This window comes from Ruegeria sp. CH2 (assembly GCF_056537065.1).
On sequence record NZ_JBQFQV010000001.1, the window covers coordinates 187,046 to 206,159 of the forward strand.

The following is a 19,114-nucleotide window of genomic DNA, read 5'->3' on the forward strand; positions in this document are numbered from 1 at the left end:
CTTGGGCAGGGTTTGGGAAACACGGGAAATGGAGACCGGAATGTTGACCGAGACCGACAAGCGCTTGCTACGCGTGGCTTATGACGAGGCCAAAGCCGGGTTTGATGAAGGTGGATGCCCGATCGGGTCAGTTCTGGCGCGGGGTGGCGATATTGTTTCACAAGGGCGTAATCAACGTGTGCAGGGCGGGGATCCGATCGCACATGGCGAAATGGATGCCTTGCGTAAAGCGGGACGTCAGAAAACCTATCGGGATACGGTTCTTTACACGTCGTTGTCACCTTGCATGATGTGCTCGGGCACTATCGTTCAGTTTGGTATCCCGCGTGTGGTGATCGGCGATACCCAGAACTTTGGTGGCAACGAAGACTTCCTGCGCGAACGCGGTGTCGAGGTGGTGATAGTCAACGATCCTGACTGCATCGCACTGATGCAGCGGTTCATCGAAGAAAAGCCAGAGCTTTGGGCCGAAGATATTGCCGAGTAAAGGCGAATCCTAGACGCTCTCCAGCGCCTGAATAATGCCCGTGAAATCCCCGGCCTTCAGGCTGGCGCCACCCACAAGCGCACCATCGACATTTGAAACCGCAAAGATCTCCGCCGCGTTGGAGGGTTTGACCGACCCACCATACAGAAGACGGACAGAGCGGCCCACACCTTCGCCAAAGCGGCGCTCTAGCCGGGCGCGGATGAAGTCGTGAACTTCCCCAATCTCATCAAGCGTCGGAACCTTGCCGGTGCCGATGGCCCAGATCGGCTCATATGCAATGATCAGGTTCTCGCCGGTTGCCTGATCCGGGATCGACCCCGACATCTGACCGCCGATTATGTCGAGCGTATTGGCCGCCTCGCGTTGCTCCAGACTTTCGCCTACGCAAATGATCGCTTTTAACCCCGCGTCCATCGCTGCACGGGCCTTGGCGCGTATATCCTCGTCATGCTCTTCATGGTCTACGCGACGTTCGGAATGACCCAGGATGACTGACGTCGCGCCCGCGTCCAGCAGCATCTCGGCGCTGATATCGCCTGTATGCGCGCCCGCGCTTGCCGCGTGACAATCCTGCCCACCAACGGTGACTGCTGACCCGCGTACGGTGTCTGCGGCACGGCTGAGCAATGTTGCCGGAGGGCAGATGAGTATATCGACCGAAGCGTCTGGGTGAGACTTGCACAGTGCTTCAAGCTCGCTCAGCGCAGCACCGGTTCCGTTCATTTTCCAGTTTCCTGCCGCAAGCCTGCGCCGCATACCCGTATCTCCCTGATCATTCGATGATTTAGGATGCGGATAGCATTGTCGACGCGATCTTACAATTCCACGGATCGGGTGGGTTCACGCGCTTTGATCGACAACACGGCGTTCGGGCGGGCCCGTGTCACGGGATTATCCGGCGCAAACTAGGATTGCTGCGTGATGCTTTCATCGAATTTGATGGATTCACCGCAACCGCAGGCGTCGACAACATTCGGGTTCCTGAACTTGAAACCTGATTCCAGCAACGACACCTCGTAATCGATTTCAGTCCCGAACAGGAACATCTGCGCCATTGGCGCGATCATGACGCGTGCTCCATCCTGTTCGACAACTTCATCATGCGGATCAGCCTGATCGACATATTCCATGGTATATTCCATGCCTGCACAGCCGCCTTTCTTGACGCCAATGCGCAAGCCAGCGTGGCCACCCGAGTTCATCAGGCGGATGATTTGTTCTGCGGCTTTAGGCGTCATGGTCACAGCCTGCTTGCCGGGAATGCCGAACATGTAAGTCTCCGTTGTCGCGCGTTGCGTTTAATTTAGGGCTCAGGAGGTCAAGGCTCAAGACGGTGTGTTATAAAGAGTTTTATCCGGATGAAACAACCCGGCATTCAGAATGGGTTCGCTGAAGATATCCAACTGTGAGACCGTGGAACTGAATGGGTTCAAGTTGGTCAGCCGTTAACTCGGTTTGCTTTGAAATACTATCAGAAAGGATAATATTGTGAATGAGTTACAGGCGATTGTTAATTCGATCTTGATGCGCGCGGTGCTTACCATTGCAGTTCTTCTGTTTGTTCCGGATGATGCGGCGGCCACCAATGATGGAGAGAGGCATCCAGTAAACTGCGCGACCGCCGAGGGCGATTTGCGCGCCATCGCGGCCGAGAAAAAGCACGCGCAGGACCAACAGTTGGAAAGTGTTGCTGCCATTACTCCTGCCGGGGCACTTTTGGGGCTGGTCACAGGAACGGAACACAAACGGCTGCAAATGCTGTCGGGGGACTACATCAATCAACTTGACGCCAGATCTGCGAAAATCAAAAAGACCTGCAATTTGAACTGATTACCCGACGTTCGGTTATCTGGGTAAGAAAAGGACCGTTCTCGGGCAAGAACGGTCCGTGTTTCGGGGCCGGAACTCGGGGGGGCGGTCAAATCATGTCTGGCCCGAGGCGACACTGATTGGTGCCGTCCACAGGTCTTTTCCTGCAACATTGTGACAGGGACAGCACGAGCAGGTAACAAAAACGCCAATGTTTTGTGACAAGTACCCGGGAAACTGTGGCAGGTGCCTACATAAATCCCAGTTCCAGACGTGCTTCGTCTGACATCATCTCCATACCCCAGGGCGGCTCCCAGGTCAGTTCCACGTCAACCTCTTTGACGCCTGCAACAGGCTCGATCGCTTCCATGATCCATCCGGGCATGTCGCCGGCAACCGGGCATCCGGGGGCTGTCAGCGTCATGATCACCTTCACGGCGTTGTCCGAGGAAATGTCGATCGTGTAGATCAGGCCGAGGTCATAGATGTTCACCGGGATTTCCGGATCGTAGACCGTGCGACACGCCTCGACCACGGGCTCGTACAGGGGGTGCTCAATGGTTGACGGCGCAATCAGCGGTGTGCCTTCAAACTGTTCGCTCGGGTGAGTCATCTTTGCCTCGGGTCAGTTGCCTGAGCGATTATATAGGGAATAGGAGCAACAGGGTCCAGTAGGGCGGCGGCGCCGATTGGGGCGCCGCGGCAATTTAGTCGTTGATGTCGTGGTTGAAAGTTTTGACCTGACCGTTCGGCAACGCAAACAGTTTCCGCAAAACAAGCCACGCAATCAGTGACATCACTGCAAAGATCAGCGCCAATACATTCAAAGACAGAGCCATTCCGGGTACGGCAAGGATAAGCCCCGTGACTGCGGCTCCGATTGCAAAGCCCAGAAAGATGAAACCGGGCAGGAAAATCTCAAGGATACCCAGCGCCAATGCTGCGGCCAGCCAGATCCACCAGGTCAACCAGAAGGGGTCAGCCATCACTTTCCTCCTTTTAACATTTTGAACGCGTCACCGAAGGCTTCCAGTGCGTTGGCAGGCACAACAATGGTTTGCTTGCCAGTACCGTTTCCAAGCGCGTTCAGGGCTTCAACCTGTTTCAAGGCAACCTGATACTGAGCAGCTTCGATGCCGTTATCCTGAATGGCCTTGGCGACAACACCGGTGGCGAACGCCTCGGCTTCGGCCTGAATACGCCGCGCCTTGGCGGTTTGTTCAGCCGCGTAAAGCTCGGCGTCGGCATGCAGCTCGACTGCGCGCTTCTTGCCCTCGGCTTCTGTCACCTGTGCGCGGCGGGCTCGTTCGGCGTTCAGCTGTTGCAGCATGGCGTCACGGGTGGCCTGATCCAGATTTACGTCCAGAATCTCGGCGCGGGTGACTTCGATACCCCAGTCATCGACAGCTGTTTCAACGCTTTCCTGAATACGCGTGATCAGTTGGGACCGGTTCGACTGAACCTCATCCAGATCCATCTTACCAATCTCGGCGCGAACGATCCCGGCGACAGTGGTGGCAATCGCGCCATCTACGTCGCGAATTCGGTAGACCGTCTTTTCAGGTTCGAGAATACGGTAGAAGACCGATGTATCGATCTGCACCAGAACGTTGTCCTTGGTGATTGCGTCCTGCGTCGCGTTTGGCAGCTGGCGTTCCAGGATCGAGATCTTGTGACGCGCAATGTCCAGTAGCGGAACAATAAAGTTGATGCCGGGGCCAAGCACGGAATGCAGGCGCCCAAACCGTTCAACTACGTATTTTTCGGACTGAGGCACAATCTTGATGCCTTTGAAAATGATAACAATTACCAGCACCGCAGCCAGCAGGTAAATGATGTTTGACGAAAGCAATCCGATGATTTGGTCTTCGGTCATACTGTCCTCTTGTTTTTGTGTACTATAGTATACATGTGGCGATTGAGTCGCCCGATTTCAACTCTGGTATGAGTGGAAAGCAGCCCCATGCAAATGCTCCAATAGTAAAACGCTGTATCGAAAAATAGTGCTGTGACCGCTTTGCATCCCTAATTGTTTGCGGTATCGGGCTTGGATGAAACTGATAATCGATACAGATCCTGGCATCGATGATGCCATGGCAATCGCCTATGCCGCCGCAGCGCCCGAGATCGAGCTGATCGGCCTGACCACCGTGTTCGGAAACACGCATGTTCACCAATCCAGCCGCAATGCCCGGTTCCTGCTTGATAAGCTGGGTCTGGATCTGCCTGTCGCGGAAGGGGCTGCGGTTGCCCTGGGTGCCGATACGCATTCGCCCTCCGAACATGTGCATGGTCCCGAAGGATTCGGTGACCTGACTGAAATTCCCGAAATTGGAAGCAACCACGCCCTGCCGGCTGCTGAATTTCTGGTTGATATGGCGCGAACCCACAAGAAAGAGCTGGTGGTGTGCGCCGTGGGCCCCCTGACCAACATCGCCAACGCCATTCGTCTGGATCCGGAATTCGCCGACAATCTGGGGCGTTTGGTGATTATGGGCGGGGCGGTGTACTGCCCTGGTAATATTACAGTACATGCCGAGGCCAACATCTATCATGATGCGATTGCCGCTGAAGAGGTCTTTGCCACACCGCCGGAAACCGTACTGGTCGGCTTGGATGTCACGCTGAAAACGCTCTACGAGACTGCAGATTTCGAAAGCCTGGCAATGCGATCACCTGACATGGGGTCCTTTCTGCGAGATATCTCTCGCTTTTACCTGAAGTTCTACAAGGACGTCGGTGGTCTGGAGGGCTGCGGCCTGCACGATTCGACGGCTGTGATTGCTTGTTCTCATGGTGCTATGTTTGACATGGTCGAAACGGGTCTGCGGGTTGTCACCGAAGGCGACCAGAAGGGTGCGACGCGACCTGATCCGGAACGTCCCGCAGTTCGGGTCTGCCGCGACGTGGATGGGGCAGGGGTTGTTCAACTGTTTACAGACCGTGTTGCCTCGCTACCCTGACGGGTTGCAAAGACCGACCGGATCGGGCAAAGCCTGCCCGGTTCGGCGACCCGAGGCGATGACATGACCCAACAGTTTTCTTTTGATCTGAAAGCCACAGACGGCAAAGCCCGGACCGGTGTGATCAGCACACCGCGCGGCGACGTGAGAACGCCTGCCTTTATGCCGGTTGGCACTGCGGCAACGGTCAAGGCGATGATGCCGGAAAGCGTTCGCGCGACGGGGGCAGACATCCTGCTGGGGAACACCTATCACCTGATGCTGCGTCCGACCGCTGAGCGTATTGATCGACTGGGTGGACTGCACAAATTCATGAACTGGGATCGGCCCATTCTGACAGATTCCGGCGGATTTCAGGTCATGTCGCTGGCCGGATTGCGCAAGCTGACTGAAAAGGGCGTGACCTTCAAATCCCATATTGACGGGTCAAAGCACGAATTGACGCCGGAACGGTCGATGGAGATCCAGCGCCTGTTGGGCTCGGACATTGTCATGTGTTTCGATGAATGCCCTGCGCTGCCAGCGGATCGTGACCGCATTGCCGAGTCGATGCGCCTGTCGATGCGTTGGGCCGAACGGTCGCGCGATGCGTTTGGCGATCGTCCGGGGCATGCGCTGTTTGGCATCATGCAAGGTGGGCTGGAAAAAGACCTGCGAGAAGAAAGCGCCAAGGCTTTGAAATCTATTGGTTTCGAAGGCTATGCGGTTGGTGGCCTGGCCGTCGGCGAAGGGCAGGAGGCCATGTTCTCTTGCCTCGACTATGCCCCCGATTTCCTGCCATCGGACAAGCCGCGCTATCTGATGGGCGTCGGCAAGCCCGACGATATCGTCGGTGCTGTTGCCCGCGGGATCGACATGATGGACTGTGTGTTGCCCTCGCGGTCCGGGCGTACAGGGCAGGTTTTCACCCGCTACGGCGTGGTGAACATCAAGAATGCCCGTCACGTAGACGATCCGCGGCCGCTGGACGAGCAGTGCACTTGCCCAGCCTGTTCTAATTATTCCCGCGCTTACCTGCACCACGTGTTCCGTGCGAATGAGATGATTTCCGGCATGTTGCTGACATGGCATAACCTGCATTATTTTCAGGAGATCATGGCCGGCATGCGCGACGCGATTGCCGCGGGTGCGTTCGAAGTCTGGCAAGCCGATTTCCACGCGCAGCGCGCGCAGGGGGATATCGAACCGCTGTGATGTTTTGCCCCCTCCAAGGCGAAAACGGGCAATTCTGCACAGCCGGGCTGTTTTCTGGCGACTGATCGCGCAAGACCGGGGCGTATTCTACTATTTTGGTGGATATGTTCCCGGCACGCCTTGCAGTCCGCCAAACCTCGGTTCATTCTGATTGGTGATACATGGCGGTAAGGTTGAAAATGGGCGATGAGGCCCCACCTTTATCGTCCAAGACAGGAGACGGACAAATGTTGCCTCGATGAGGGACAAGCGCCGTCTTGCCAATGATAAGGATAGAGCATGCAAGAGCCTCTGAATTCCTCCTACCCCGTCCTGCCGCTGCGCGATATTGTGGTGTTCCCACATATGATCGTGCCGCTTTTCGTAGGCCGTGACAAATCGGTCCGCGCGCTGGAAGAGGTGATGCAGGACGACAAGCAAATTTTGTTGTCCAGCCAGGTCGATCCCGGCGTTGACGATCCGGATGAAGAAGGCATCTACCGCACCGGCGTTCTGGCAAATGTGCTGCAACTGCTGAAGCTGCCCGATGGCACGGTAAAAGTGCTGGTCGAAGGGCAGGCGCGCGTTCAGATCACCGAGTTTCTGGAGAACGAAGAGTTCTTCGAAGCCCGCGCGGAATACCTGACCGAAATTCCCGGCGACGTCACCACGACCGAAGCACTGTTGCGCACTGTCGCGGACGAGTTCGAGCGTTACGCCAAAGTGCGCAAGAACATCCCCGAAGAGGCACTGACCGCAGTGGGCGATACAACCGAGCCTGCGAAGCTGGCTGACCTTGTGTCGGGGCATCTGGGCATCGAAGTCGAACAAAAGCAGGAGCTTCTGGAAACTCTCAGCGTCAGCGAGCGGCTTGAGAAGGTCTATGGCCTGATGCAGGGCGAGATGTCTGTTCTGCAGGTCGAGAAGAAGATCAAGACCCGCGTCAAATCCCAGATGGAGAAGACGCAGCGTGAATATTATCTGAATGAGCAGATGAAGGCCATTCAGAAGGAACTTGGCGATGGTGAGGACGGCAGCAACGAAGTTGCTGAACTGGAAGCCAAAATCGCCGAGACCAAGCTGTCGAAAGAAGCGCGGGAAAAGGCCGAGGGTGAGCTTAAGAAGCTCAAGAACATGTCGCCCATGTCGGCCGAAGCCACAGTCGTGCGCAACTATCTGGATTGGATTCTTGCTCTGCCTTGGGGCACCAAGTCCCGTGTCAAAAAGGATCTGGGCCGCGCGCAGGAGATTCTGGACGCGGACCATTATGGGCTTGAGAAGGTCAAGGAACGGATCGTTGAATACCTTGCGGTTCAGCAGCGCTCGAAAAAGTTGAAAGGGCCGATTTTGTGCCTTGTCGGCCCTCCGGGCGTGGGCAAGACCTCGCTGGGTAAGTCGGTTGCGAAGGCAACCGGGCGCGAGTTCATTCGCATCTCATTGGGTGGTGTACGTGACGAATCCGAAATCCGGGGCCATCGTCGGACTTACATTGGCTCGATGCCCGGCAAGATCATCCAGGCGCTGAAGAAGGCGAAAACCACGAATCCGCTGATTTTGTTGGATGAAATCGACAAGATGGGGCAGGATTTTCGGGGTGATCCGGCATCGGCAATGCTTGAGGTGCTGGACCCGGAGCAGAACAACACGTTCATGGACCATTATCTTGAGGTTGAATATGACCTGTCCAACGTGATGTTCCTGACCACGTCGAACAGCTACAACATGCCTGGGCCTTTGCTTGACCGGATGGAGATCATCCCGTTGGCCGGTTACACCGAGGACGAAAAGCGCGAGATCGCCAAGCAGCACCTGATCAGCAAACAGGTCAAGAACCATGGTTTGAAAGCCAAGGAATTCGAACTGACCGATGAGGCGCTGCAAAAGATCATCCGCACCTATACCCGTGAGGCGGGCGTACGGAACCTTGAACGTGAAATCGCCAAGGTTGCGCGCAAATCGCTGACCAAGATCATCAAGAAGGACGCGGAAACCGTTAAGGTCACACCCGAAAACCTGCAAGATTTCCTGGGTGTGCCGAAATTCCGTTATGGCCTGGCCGAGCAGGACGATCAGGTTGGTGTTGTCACCGGTCTTGCCTGGACGTCAGTGGGTGGCGACCTGTTGCATATCGAAGCGTTGAAACTGCCCGGCAAAGGGCGGATGAAGACGACCGGTAAGCTGGGCGATGTGATGAAGGAATCCATCGACGCCGCTTCGTCCTATGTGCGTTCGATTTCACCTCAGATCGGGGTAAAGCCGCCGCAGTTCGACAAGATCGACATTCACGTTCACGTACCGGATGGCGCGACACCCAAGGATGGCCCATCGGCTGGTTTGGCTATGGTCACGTCGATTGTCTCGGTTCTGACCGGTATTCCCGTTCGGAAAGACATTGCTATGACCGGCGAAGTCTCACTACGCGGGAATGCGATGCCGATTGGTGGTTTGAAAGAAAAACTGCTGGCCGCGCTGCGTGGTGGGATAAAGACCGTTTTGATCCCGGAAGAGAATGAAAAGGATCTGGCGGATATCCCGGACAACGTCAAAGAAGGGCTGAAGATCATCCCGGTCAAACATGTCTCGGAAGTTCTGGAACATGCTTTGGTGCGTAAACCGGAACCGATCGAATGGGACGAAGCCGCGGAAGAGGCCGCGGCAGCGGCGGCCGCGTCGCCCGGTAATACCGGACCTTCCGCGACCGCGCATTAAGTCTTTGGTGAGTCAACAAAAGGCGAAGCAATAGCTTCGCCTTTTTTGTTGAGGGATGTAGTGAAGACCGCACCATGCAGCGCCAAGACGTTGCATGAAACCAGCGTTTCATTTTGGGCATCGGTGTGCTCTGGAAAATGGTGGGTGATAACGGATTTGAACCGCTGACATCTTCGATGTGAACGAAGCGCTCTACCACTGAGCTAATCACCCATGGGACGGGGTGATATCTTTCCCGAAGGTTGGCTGCAAGGGAAATAGAACCTGCGGCATCCGCAAAAAATCGCGCCGTATACAAAATTCTGGAATCTGACAAAAAACTTGAAAACGCCGCTTGACGCTGCCCGAGCGTAGCCATAATACACCCAAACGTTCAGCAATGAACATGCAGCGGGCGGTTGTAGCTCAGTTGGTTAGAGTACCGGCCTGTCACGCCGGGGGTCGCGGGTTCGAGCCCCGTCAACCGCGCCACCGCTGCCAACCTTGGTCCAGGCAAAAGGCCACGAAAATAGATGCGCGGTTGTAGCTCAGTTGGTTAGAGTACCGGCCTGTCACGCCGGGGGTCGCGGGTTCGAGCCCCGTCAACCGCGCCATTTTCATCCTCAAGCAGATCAACGGTTGCGCCTTTACGGGCACCTTTTTCCAATCCATTGATCATTGCAGGTTCTAATCGGCGAAATTTCGACTGTTCACTAAATGTTCTAACTTTTCTGTTGGAGTCTTGGTCTGGCTCGCCTATCTCTTAACCACTTGTTTGTTGGGGGCCGCATATGGCTGAGCTGAAGAATATCGAGGTGCGCGGCGCGCGCGAACATAACCTCAAAGGTATAGACGTTGATATCCCTCGGGATCAGTTGGTGGTCATCACCGGACTGTCGGGTTCGGGGAAGTCCTCATTGGCGTTTGACACCATCTATGCAGAAGGCCAGCGCCGGTATGTCGAAAGCCTTTCGGCCTATGCCCGGCAATTCCTGGATATGATGGAAAAGCCGGATGTCGACCATATCAGCGGCCTGTCTCCGGCAATTTCGATTGAACAAAAGACGACGTCCAAGAACCCGCGTTCAACTGTGGGCACGGTAACCGAAATCTATGACTATCTGCGTCTGTTGTTTGCGCGCGCCGGAACGCCCTACAGCCCGGCCACCGGGCAGCCGATTGAGGCGCAGCAAGTGCAGGACATGGTCGACCGGATCATGGCAATGGAAGACGGCACACGCGGCTATCTTCTGGCCCCCATCGTGCGCGACCGGAAGGGTGAGTACAAAAAAGAATTCCTGGAGCTGCGCAAACAGGGTTTCCAGCGCGTCAAGGTGGACGGAGAGTTTTACGAACTTGATCAACCGCCTGTATTGGATAAGAAATTCCGTCACGATATCGATGTGGTTGTTGATAGACTGGTTGTACGGGAAGGAATGGAAACGCGCCTGGCCGACAGCTTGCGCACCGCTCTGGACTTGGCGGACGGGATTGCCATATTGGAAACTGCCCCGCGCGAGGGTGATCCGGAACGCATCACATTCAGTGAGAATTTTGCCTGCCCGGTCAGCGGTTTCACCATTCCCGAAATCGAACCACGCCTGTTTTCGTTCAACGCGCCATTCGGTGCCTGCCCGGATTGTGACGGTCTTGGGGTCGAGTTGTTTTTCGATGAACGCTTGGTGGTGCCGGACCAGACTCTGAAACTCTACGATGGTGCTTTGGCCCCATGGCGAAAGGGCAAATCACCATATTTCCTGCAAACCATCGAGGCCATCGCGCGCCATTACGAGTTTGACAAGAACACGCCCTGGAAAGACCTGCCGAAAAATGTGCAGGAGGTCTTTCTGCGTGGGTCCGGGGATGATGAAATTCTGTTCCGGTACGACGAAGGCGGGCGCGTCTATCAAGTGACCCGCAGTTTTGAAGGCGTGATCCCGAATATGGAACGGCGGTACCGCGAAACTGACAGCGCGTGGATTCGTGAGGAATTTGAACGATATCAAAACAATCGCCCCTGCGGCGCCTGCGAAGGCTACAGGCTGCGGGCCGAAGCGCTGGCGGTTAAGATCGCCGGGCTGCATGTGGGGCAGGTGGTGCAGATGTCGATCCGTGAGGCTTTGGCGTGGATCGAAGATGCGCCCAACCACCTGAGCGCCCAGAAAAACGAAATTGCCCGCGCCATCCTCAAGGAAATTCGCGAGCGACTTGGTTTCCTGAATAACGTTGGTTTGGAATACCTTACGCTGTCCCGTTCAAGCGGAACGCTGTCAGGAGGCGAAAGCCAGCGTATTCGTCTGGCCAGTCAGATCGGCTCGGGGCTGACCGGGGTCCTCTATGTGCTGGATGAGCCTTCGATCGGACTGCATCAGCGTGACAATGACCGGCTTCTGGATACGCTCAAGAACCTGAGGGATCAGGGCAATACGGTGATCGTTGTAGAACATGACGAGGAAGCCATCCGCGAGGCTGACTATGTTTTCGACATCGGTCCGGGGGCAGGTGTGCATGGCGGTCAGGTGGTCAGTCACGGAACGCCTGCGGAAATCGCGGCAGATGCGGCCTCCATTACCGGGCAGTACCTGGCAGGAACGCGTGAAATCGCGGTTCCGGTGCAGCGTCGGAAGGGGAAGAAGCAGAAAGTCACGGTGGTCAAGGCCACGGGCAACAACCTGAAGAATGTCACAGCCGATTTCCCCTTGGGCAAATTCGTTTGCGTCACAGGTGTGTCGGGCGGAGGTAAATCCACCCTCACGATCGAGACATTGTTCAAAACCGCGTCAATGCGGCTGAACGGGGCGCGTCAGACACCAGCACCCTGTGAAACCATCAAGGGGCTGGAACACCTCGATAAGGTCATCGACATCGACCAGCGCCCCATTGGGCGAACGCCGCGTTCAAACCCGGCGACTTACACCGGGGCCTTTACCCCGATCCGAGATTGGTTTGCCGGTCTGCCCGAGGCTAAGGCACGCGGGTACAAACCGGGTCGATTCAGCTTCAACGTCAAAGGCGGGCGGTGTGAGGCATGTCAGGGTGACGGTGTCATCAAGATCGAGATGCACTTTCTGCCGGACGTCTATGTGACTTGCGAAACCTGCAAAGGCGCGCGGTATAACCGCGAAACGCTTGAGATCAAGTTCAAGGGTAAATCCATCGCGGATGTGCTTGATATGACAGTGGAAGATGCGCAGGAATTCTTCAAGGCCGTGCCCTCAATCCGGGACAAGATGGACGCCCTTGCGCGTGTGGGTCTTGGCTATATCAAGGTGGGTCAACAAGCCACGACGTTGTCAGGTGGCGAGGCGCAGCGGGTAAAATTGTCAAAGGAACTGTCGAAGCGTTCAACCGGGCGAACGCTCTATATTCTCGACGAACCGACAACAGGACTGCATTTCGAAGATGTTCGCAAGCTGCTGGAAGTGCTGCACGAACTTGTCGATCAGGGCAATACTGTCGTGGTGATTGAACATAATCTGGATGTGGTTAAAACCGCGGATCATATCATCGACATTGGACCTGAAGGTGGTGATGGCGGTGGCGAAATCGTCGCCACAGGAACACCGGAAGACATAGCCGATGTTGAACGCAGCCACACCGGGCGATACCTGAAGTCGATGCTGAAAGGCGCGCGCGTAGCGGCAGAATAAGTGCCCAGACGCGGCCTCAGTTCAGGATATCTGCGATCGCGCCGATCAGGTTCAGGACTTTGCGTGTCTCGGGGTCGACCCGGTACACATAATCACCGGCACGGACATAAGAGTAGTTTCGGTTCAACCCATAGCGATAAGGGTCATTGATCCAACGGTAATCATTGGTAATGAAGTCACCATCGCGATAGATTTTCTTTGCCTGACCAGGCGGCACGCAGGGAACGGATTTCTTGGCCAGACCCGGAGGGCAATGCCCGGCCTTGTTCTTTGCAACCGCGGCAACCGGGGAAAGGGCCAAAGCCGCCAGAGTTGCCGTCGTCACCAAAAATCTCGTCATGTCGCCGTCCTTTGCGAATTGGCCAGCCGGGCCTTTTGTTCATGACTGCCTAGATGGTCGCTTGCCCAAGATCTGTCAAATCGTTGGGCAAGATGCCGCCAGTTGTTTCAGTCACGTCCGCGGTTTTCGAACCGTGGCAACATGGCACTGAAATCGCGTCCCTTGCCATCTTCGTTCTCGACAAATTGCTCATAAAGCGCGGTGGCCGCCTGACCCATCGGTGTATCTGCATCTGCACTCTCAGCCGCCTGCTGGCTGAGGCGCAGGTCCTTCAGCATCAGCTCGGCCGCAAAACCGGGGGCGTACCCATTGTCGGCCGGGCTTTGCGGGCCGACACCGGGGGCAGGGCAATAGGCGTTCATCGTCCAGCTGTATCCGGACGACGTACTTACCACGTCAAACATCTTCTGCCGGTCCAGACCCAGTTTGTCGGCCAAAGCGAAGGCTTCACAGGTTGCAATCATGGTGACACCAAGGATCATGTTATTGCAGATTTTGGCAGCTTGACCGGCACCGGCCTCACCACAGTGAACAGCTTTCTGCCCCATGATGTCGAACAGAGGGGATGCCTTGGCAAACGCGGCTTCTGATCCGCCAGCCATGAAGGTCAGCGTGCCAGCCGCAGCACCACCGATGCCGCCAGAAACTGGCGCGTCTACGGACAACAGTCCGGCGTTGATGGCCTGATCCGCAACTGCCCGCGCGCTTTCCACATCAACTGTCGAGCAATCGATTAGCACGGCACCTTGTGCCATTGCAGGAATGATCTGATCCGCAACGGCCCTCAGAATCGCACCGTTTGGCAGCATCGTGATGACAGCATCGGCCGCTGCAACAGCTTCCGAAGCGGTTGCGGCTTGAGAAACCCCGTCAACCGTCACGCCTGCTGTGTCAAAGCCAAGTACTTTATGACCGGCTTTTGCAAGATTGGCTGCCATTGGCGCGCCCATGTTTCCCAGTCCGATGAAACCGATTTGCATCTCTTAATCCTCTTCGAATGTCAGGGCGTCCGCACCCAGGGGCTGAAGCATTTTCGACACGGTAACCAGAGGGACGTTCATGTCAGGAAACTGCCAGTTCGGGTTGCGATCCTTGTCGATGATCTGCGCGCGGATGCCTTCCAGAAAATCGCCATGCTCCATCGCGCGGTGGGTGAAACGATACTCCATCTCCAGAGCTCGGCGTATGGTCAGAGAAGGGGAGCGCAGGCGATGAAGAACCTCGATTGTGCAAGCCACGGAAAGCGGCGCGTTTTTCCTCAGCATGCCCAGAGTTTTCGCCGAAAACTCAGTGTCGTTGCTGTGCAGACTGTTCAGAACGTCGCCAAGGGTGTCACCGGAAAAATGCTGATCGATTTGGGCCTGCAAGTTCGCCAATTCACCAACAGGCGGTGTACCGGCATGGTCAGCCAATAGTTCAGCGTTTCCAGAGGCTTCGAGCAACTCGATCAGATCGGACCATTGTGATTGCGGGATGAAAAGGTCGGCAAACCCGGTATAGATCGCATCCGCAGGCCCCATCCGATAGCCGGTTGTTCCCAGAAACTCACCCGCGCGTCCAGGCGCAAGGGCCAGCATCAACGAGCCGCCGACATCCGGCACCAGTCCGATGGAGCATTCTGGCATGGCAATCTTTGCGCTTTCTCCAACAACGCGATGGCTGCCATGGCATCCGATGCCAACACCGCCGCCCATCGCGAACCCCTGAAGAAAGCTGATGACCGGTTTAGGATATTCGAAGATCAGGGCATTCAGACGGTATTCGTCACGCCAGAATTTTTGACCGTAAGAAAAATCACCCTTGGTGCCGGTTTCATAAAGTTCAGCAATATCACCACCCGCGCAGAAGGCTTTTTCCCCCTCGGCGTCCAGGATGATCAGGTCAATCTCATCATCCTCGCGCCAGTTGCGCAGCGCTGTGTCGATGGCCATGCACATGTCATAGGTCATCGCGTTCAGCGCATGAGGACGGGTCAGGGTGATACGCCCGGCACGGCCTGTGGTGCGGATATCGATATCTGACATGGGTGCCTCAGCGATTGGCAAGCAACTGGCGCGATACGATCACACGCATGATCTCGTTCGTACCTTCCAATATCTGATGCACACGAAGATCACGCACAAGCTTTTCGATGCCGTAATCCGCAAGATAGCCATAACCGCCATGCAATTGCAGGCACTGGTCCACCACTTTCGATCCGGTCTCGGTAACGAACTTCTTGGCCATGGCGCAGAATTTCGTGGCATCCGGCGCGCCCTGATCCAGCTTCCAGGCTGCCTGCCTAAGGAACGTTCGCGCGGCCTGCAATTCGATCTCCATATCCGCCAGACGGAATTGAAGGGCCTGAAACTGGTCGATGGATTGGCCAAAAGCCTTTCGTTCGGACATGTATTGCAGCGTCATATCCAGCCCGGCCTGAGCGGCCCCAAGCGAGCAGGCAGAAATGTTAAGCCGCCCGCCATCCAACCCCATCATCGCGTATTTGAATCCGTCACCTTCCGCGCCCACAAGGTTTCCGGCCGGTATCTTGCAATCGTCGAACTGAACTTGCGCGGTGGGTTGGCTTTTCCAGCCCATCTTCTGCTCGAGCGCGCCAAAGCTGAGGCCGGGCGTGCCGTCTTCAACGTAAACGGTCGAAATCCCTTTGGGCCCGTCCTGGCCAGTACGCACCATACAGACGTAAGCGTCGGAATATCCGCCGCCTGAAATGAAGGCCTTTGTTCCGTTCAGCGTATAGCCTTCGTTGGTCCGTTCGGCGCGTGTTTTCAGCGCTGCCGCATCCGATCCAGAACCGGGCTCGGTCAAGCAATAACTCAACACAGTTTTCAAGCTCAGAACATCGGGCATGATGCGCGCCTTGAGGTCATCGTCTGCAAAGTTGTCGAGCATCTTGGCGCACATATTATGGATCGACAGGAACGCCGCGACCGACGGGCAGGCCATCGATAGGGCCTCAAAAACCAGAGTTGCATCCAGACGGGTCAGGTTTGACCCACCGCTGGCCTCGGACACGTAAAGGGCGCCGAAGCCAAGCTCTCCGATTTGGGGCCATAAGGTTTTGGGGATCGTTCCATCAGCCTCCCATTGCCGGGCAAAAGGGGCGATATGTTCCTGACCAAAGGCATGTGCCATGTCGAAAATGGCTGTTTGTTCCTCGCTGAGTGCGAAATCCATGGCGCTCCCTCCCATCGGCAATGAATTGAACAGTTGTTTATTTCTGAATTCTTACAGAAATTTTGCAGGCTCAACAATGGCTCTGGGCAGGGGACTGTTGTCGCCAGTGTCTAAAGATCCGCGTGGAACTCTTCGATCAGGTGGCGCACGACGGCCTTGCCAGGATCTTCCCCGCGCGCGGAAGCCTCGGCATGAACGCGGCGCTGGCGTGTGGCCGAGGTGCCGTTTTCGGCGATCTGCCGCAGGCGGGCCAGTTCCGACATTGTGCCCAGTGCCTCGGCGTCTTCGGCCAGCAATCCCATCAGATCACCGATCAGGTCGGACATGGGTTTGATCGAGCGATCGCCGAAATCGATCAATCCTTCGCCCACACCATATCGCTGCGCGCGCCAGCGGTTTTCACCTATCAGAAAGCGATCATATTGCCGCCAGCGCAAGTTGCGATCTTTCAAGCGGCACAACATTCTGGTCAACGCCTGAACAAGGGCGGCCAGTGAAAGCGTGTGTTCCAACCTTGGCTGGACATCCATAATCCGCGTTTCAAGCGTTGGAAAGCGATGCGAGGGGCGCAGGTCCCACCAGATCTTAGTGGTATCTTCGATGACCCCAAGTTCAATCAAAATACCCGTGGTGCGCTCATATTCGCCCCAGCTTGCAAAGACCGGTGGCAGACCGGTACGTGGCAGATTGTCAAAGACGGTCAGACGGTACGACGACAGGCCCGTATCCTCGCCGTTCCAGAAAGGCGAGGACGTTGACAACGCCAGAAGATGCGGCAGGAAGTAAGACAATTGCGGCATCAGATCAGAACGCAAGGCTCGGTCTTCGACCCCGACATGAACATGCATGCCGCAGATCAACATCCGGCGGGCCACGCCCCCAAGCGCGTGTTGCAGCGCATCATAGCGTTCCTTTCGGGTGTGATGCTGATCCTTCCAGTTCGCAAAAGGGTGGCACGACACGGCTATTGGTGACAGGTTATATTCCGCAGCCCGTTCCGATACACAGGAGCGCAGGCGTTTCAGGTCCTCGCGCGCCGAAGCAACGGTTGCATGCGGGCGGGTGCCGACTTCTATCTGACATTGCAGGAATTCGGGGCTGACCTGTCCTTCGAAATCATTCTGACAGGCTTCCATCAGCGCTTCGGGAGCTTCGGACAATTGGAGGCTGTCGCGGTCTACAAGAAGGTATTCTTCTTCGATCCCGATCGTGAATTCCTGCTGCATGGCGGCCCTCGCGGTAGTTATTTTGATCAGTGAATACGGAAATTTTCTTTTTGCCAAGGGTTTGCCCGGCTTGTCCTTGCAGAGGAACGACCACCAAAGGTATGGAATAACGCAGCAAAGACCACGGAGCCAGCGACTTGAAACCCAGAAAATTCCCGCAGATCAACGCCGCCCTGGATGAGCTGGGTGTGAAACTGGTCGACAAGGTCACCGAACAGGATGAGCGCGCGCGGCTGGAAGCTTTTGAGGCTGCCGGAGGTCTGACGCGCCCCGTCTATGCTTTGTCGCCGGGAATGGATGGGTTTGATATTTCGCAACTGGTCAGTGAATACGCCGCGAATAAGCATGCGCTGGACGCGCTGAAGGATCCTGAGCGCAATCAGACCGGCTATCGTGCTGGAAACGGCTATTACGACAGCCCCGACGCGGATGCCTTGTATCTGATGATCCGACGCTTTCAACCCCGGCGGGTTATTGAGGTTGGATGCGGAAACTCGACCAGAGTAACCCGGCAGGCGGTCATCGATGGCGGGTTTGACACCAACATTACGGCAATTGATCCGTATCCCCGCGCTGACATCGCCCAAGTTGTTGATCGGTTCGAACAAAAACGGCTGGAGGATGCCGATCCGGCGCTGTTTTCAGAGCTGGAAGCCGGCGACATCCTGTTTATTGATTCCAGCCACGTCGTGCGGATGAGCAACGACGTCGCTCATCTTTTTTGCCGCATCATTCCAACACTGAAGCCCGGAGTGGTGATCCATGTGCACGATGTTTTTCTGCCCTACGAATACCCCAAGCGGTTCTTCTATGACTGCCCGGGTTGGGGTGAGCAATACATGCTGCACGCTTTGCTGCAATCTGGCGCGTATTCAATGCTTTGGCCGGGATATTACCTGCAACAGGATCGACCCGATGCCGTCGCCGATTTGCCCTTTTTGGCTGAAGGGCGCGCGCAAAGCATCTGGGTGCAGCTAAAAGAAAAATGATCTCAGACTGATCCGGCGTGACGAAAGCCCCGTATCCCTTTCCATAACAAGCTGGAGAGGAGAAGACAGCCATGTTTCGTCGTACTTTTATGGGTGCCGTCGCCGCATTTGCATTTGCCATGCCGCTCAAAGCGCAGGCTGCAGATATCGTTGATACCGCTGTAGCAGCCGGATCGTTCAACACGTTGGTGGCCGCAGTTCAAGCCGCAGGTTTGGTAGATACCTTGAAAGGAAAAGGTCCATTCACCGTCTTTGCCCCGACAGACGAAGCCTTTGCCGCACTACCCGAAGGCACGGTGGAAACGTTGTTGTTGCCGGAGAACAAGGATCAACTCGTATCGATCCTGACATACCATGTAGTACCAGCCAAAGTGATGTCCGGCGACATTGCTGGCAAGCGCGCCAAGGTTCTGACTGTTCAGGGTGATCGGCTTAGCGTGAATGCCAAAAACGGCGTCAAAGTGAATGACGCCAAGGTCATACAGGCAGACATTGAAGCCAGCAATGGCGTGATCCACGTGGTCGACGCTGTTATCCTGCCGGAATGACGCTCTGTTCCTAAAGAGATCAAAGCCCCGGCGTATGACCGGGGCTTTTGCTTTTCTGAGCTGG

18 protein-coding genes and 3 tRNA genes are annotated in these 19,114 nt (G+C 56.0%); 10 read left to right on the forward strand and 11 right to left on the reverse strand.

The features are described 5' to 3' along the window. Positions 1–40: 40 nt before the first annotated feature. Positions 41–487, forward strand: coding sequence for a nucleoside deaminase (locus ACR0M9_RS00885; RefSeq protein WP_480772643.1), 447 nt, complete (start codon positions 41–43; stop codon positions 485–487). Between the two features lie 9 nt (positions 488–496). Here ACR0M9_RS00885 and tpiA read toward each other — a convergent pair whose 3' ends face one another. Both tpiA and ACR0M9_RS00895 read right to left on the reverse strand, forming a co-directional pair. Beyond that, positions 497–1,246, reverse strand: a complete 750-nt coding sequence (tpiA, locus tag ACR0M9_RS00890; RefSeq protein ID WP_480537770.1) for a triose-phosphate isomerase — start codon at positions 1,244–1,246, stop codon at positions 497–499. 149 nt (positions 1,247–1,395) lie between these two features. Then, entirely contained in the window at positions 1,396–1,761 is a 366-nt protein-coding gene (locus ACR0M9_RS00895; RefSeq protein WP_480505343.1) for a HesB/IscA family protein, read from the reverse strand. A gap of 217 nt (positions 1,762–1,978) precedes the next feature. Between ACR0M9_RS00895 and ACR0M9_RS00900 the strand changes: the two genes are divergently transcribed. Beyond that, positions 1,979–2,320: a hypothetical protein gene (locus tag ACR0M9_RS00900; RefSeq protein ID WP_480505341.1), complete on the forward strand. Its 342-nt coding sequence runs from the start codon at positions 1,979–1,981 to the stop codon at positions 2,318–2,320. Positions 2,321–2,549: 229 nt separating this feature from the next. On the opposite strand, the gene ACR0M9_RS00905 is transcribed toward ACR0M9_RS00900, so the two are convergent. From ACR0M9_RS00905 to ACR0M9_RS00915, 3 genes are all read right to left on the reverse strand, one after another. Further along, the gene (locus tag ACR0M9_RS00905; RefSeq protein WP_267364500.1) at positions 2,550–2,912 is read right to left on the reverse strand and encodes an SUF system Fe-S cluster assembly protein; all 363 of its coding nucleotides are present in this window, start codon (positions 2,910–2,912) and stop codon (positions 2,550–2,552) included. Positions 2,913–3,006: 94 nt separating this feature from the next. Next, positions 3,007–3,285: an NfeD family protein gene (locus tag ACR0M9_RS00910; RefSeq protein ID WP_267364499.1), complete on the reverse strand. Its 279-nt coding sequence runs from the start codon at positions 3,283–3,285 to the stop codon at positions 3,007–3,009. After that, positions 3,285–4,175 (reverse strand): SPFH domain-containing protein, encoded by an 891-nt coding sequence (locus tag ACR0M9_RS00915; protein ID WP_267364498.1) that lies wholly within the window; start codon positions 4,173–4,175, stop codon positions 3,285–3,287. Before ACR0M9_RS00915 ends, ACR0M9_RS00910 begins: the two co-directional genes overlap by 1 nt. Before the next feature lie 175 nt (positions 4,176–4,350). Between ACR0M9_RS00915 and ACR0M9_RS00920 the strand changes: the two genes are divergently transcribed. From ACR0M9_RS00920 to lon, 3 genes are all read left to right on the forward strand, one after another. After that, complete coding sequence (locus ACR0M9_RS00920) at positions 4,351–5,262, forward strand: nucleoside hydrolase (protein WP_480537774.1); 912 nt, start codon at positions 4,351–4,353, stop codon at positions 5,260–5,262. Between the two features lie 63 nt (positions 5,263–5,325). Next, positions 5,326–6,456, forward strand: coding sequence for a tRNA guanosine(34) transglycosylase Tgt (gene tgt / locus ACR0M9_RS00925; protein WP_480472537.1), 1,131 nt, complete (start codon positions 5,326–5,328; stop codon positions 6,454–6,456). A 279-nt stretch (positions 6,457–6,735) separates the two neighbouring features. Then, positions 6,736–9,144 carry an endopeptidase La gene (gene lon, locus ACR0M9_RS00930; RefSeq protein ID WP_480485761.1) on the forward strand — a complete coding sequence of 803 codons (2,409 nt, stop codon included), beginning with the start codon at positions 6,736–6,738 and terminating at the stop codon, positions 9,142–9,144. Positions 9,145–9,282: 138 nt separating this feature from the next. Here lon and ACR0M9_RS00935 read toward each other — a convergent pair. Beyond that, a tRNA-Val gene (locus ACR0M9_RS00935) sits at positions 9,283–9,357 on the reverse strand. A gap of 181 nt (positions 9,358–9,538) precedes the next feature. Between ACR0M9_RS00935 and ACR0M9_RS00940 the strand changes: the two genes are divergently transcribed. The 3 genes from ACR0M9_RS00940 (at position 9,539) to uvrA (ending at position 12,773) form a co-directional block, all read left to right on the forward strand. Beyond that, positions 9,539–9,615: transfer RNA gene (locus ACR0M9_RS00940), tRNA-Asp, on the forward strand. A gap of 45 nt (positions 9,616–9,660) precedes the next feature. Beyond that, positions 9,661–9,737, forward strand: a tRNA-Asp gene (locus ACR0M9_RS00945). Between the two features lie 177 nt (positions 9,738–9,914). Then, entirely contained in the window at positions 9,915–12,773 is a 2,859-nt protein-coding gene (gene uvrA / locus ACR0M9_RS00950) for an excinuclease ABC subunit UvrA (protein ID WP_480772644.1), read from the forward strand. Positions 12,774–12,789: 16 nt separating this feature from the next. Here uvrA and ACR0M9_RS00955 read toward each other — a convergent pair whose 3' ends face one another. From ACR0M9_RS00955 to ACR0M9_RS00975, 5 genes are all read right to left on the reverse strand, one after another. Further along, positions 12,790–13,113 (reverse strand): hypothetical protein, encoded by a 324-nt coding sequence (locus ACR0M9_RS00955; RefSeq protein WP_209504052.1) that lies wholly within the window; start codon positions 13,111–13,113, stop codon positions 12,790–12,792. A 107-nt stretch (positions 13,114–13,220) separates the two neighbouring features. Then, positions 13,221–14,093 (reverse strand): 3-hydroxyisobutyrate dehydrogenase, encoded by an 873-nt coding sequence (mmsB, locus tag ACR0M9_RS00960; protein ID WP_480772645.1) that lies wholly within the window; start codon positions 14,091–14,093, stop codon positions 13,221–13,223. A gap of 3 nt (positions 14,094–14,096) precedes the next feature. After that, positions 14,097–15,137 carry a 3-hydroxyisobutyryl-CoA hydrolase gene (locus ACR0M9_RS00965; RefSeq protein WP_480772646.1) on the reverse strand — a complete coding sequence of 347 codons (1,041 nt, stop codon included), beginning with the start codon at positions 15,135–15,137 and terminating at the stop codon, positions 14,097–14,099. A 7-nt stretch (positions 15,138–15,144) separates the two neighbouring features. Further along, positions 15,145–16,287, reverse strand: a complete 1,143-nt coding sequence (locus tag ACR0M9_RS00970; RefSeq protein WP_480564935.1) for an acyl-CoA dehydrogenase family protein — start codon at positions 16,285–16,287, stop codon at positions 15,145–15,147. Positions 16,288–16,397: 110 nt separating this feature from the next. After that, positions 16,398–17,513, reverse strand: a complete 1,116-nt coding sequence (locus ACR0M9_RS00975) for a carboxylate-amine ligase (RefSeq protein ID WP_480485758.1) — start codon at positions 17,511–17,513, stop codon at positions 16,398–16,400. Between the two features lie 137 nt (positions 17,514–17,650). On the opposite strand from ACR0M9_RS00975, the gene ACR0M9_RS00980 reads away from it, so the two are divergent. Next, positions 17,651–18,502: a class I SAM-dependent methyltransferase gene (locus ACR0M9_RS00980; protein WP_480772647.1), complete on the forward strand. Its 852-nt coding sequence runs from the start codon at positions 17,651–17,653 to the stop codon at positions 18,500–18,502. Between the two features lie 71 nt (positions 18,503–18,573). Continuing rightward, on the forward strand, positions 18,574–19,050 hold the full coding sequence (locus ACR0M9_RS00985; RefSeq protein WP_480472555.1) for a fasciclin domain-containing protein: 477 nt from the start codon (positions 18,574–18,576) through the stop codon (positions 19,048–19,050). The last annotated feature ends 64 nt before the right edge of the window (positions 19,051–19,114 follow it).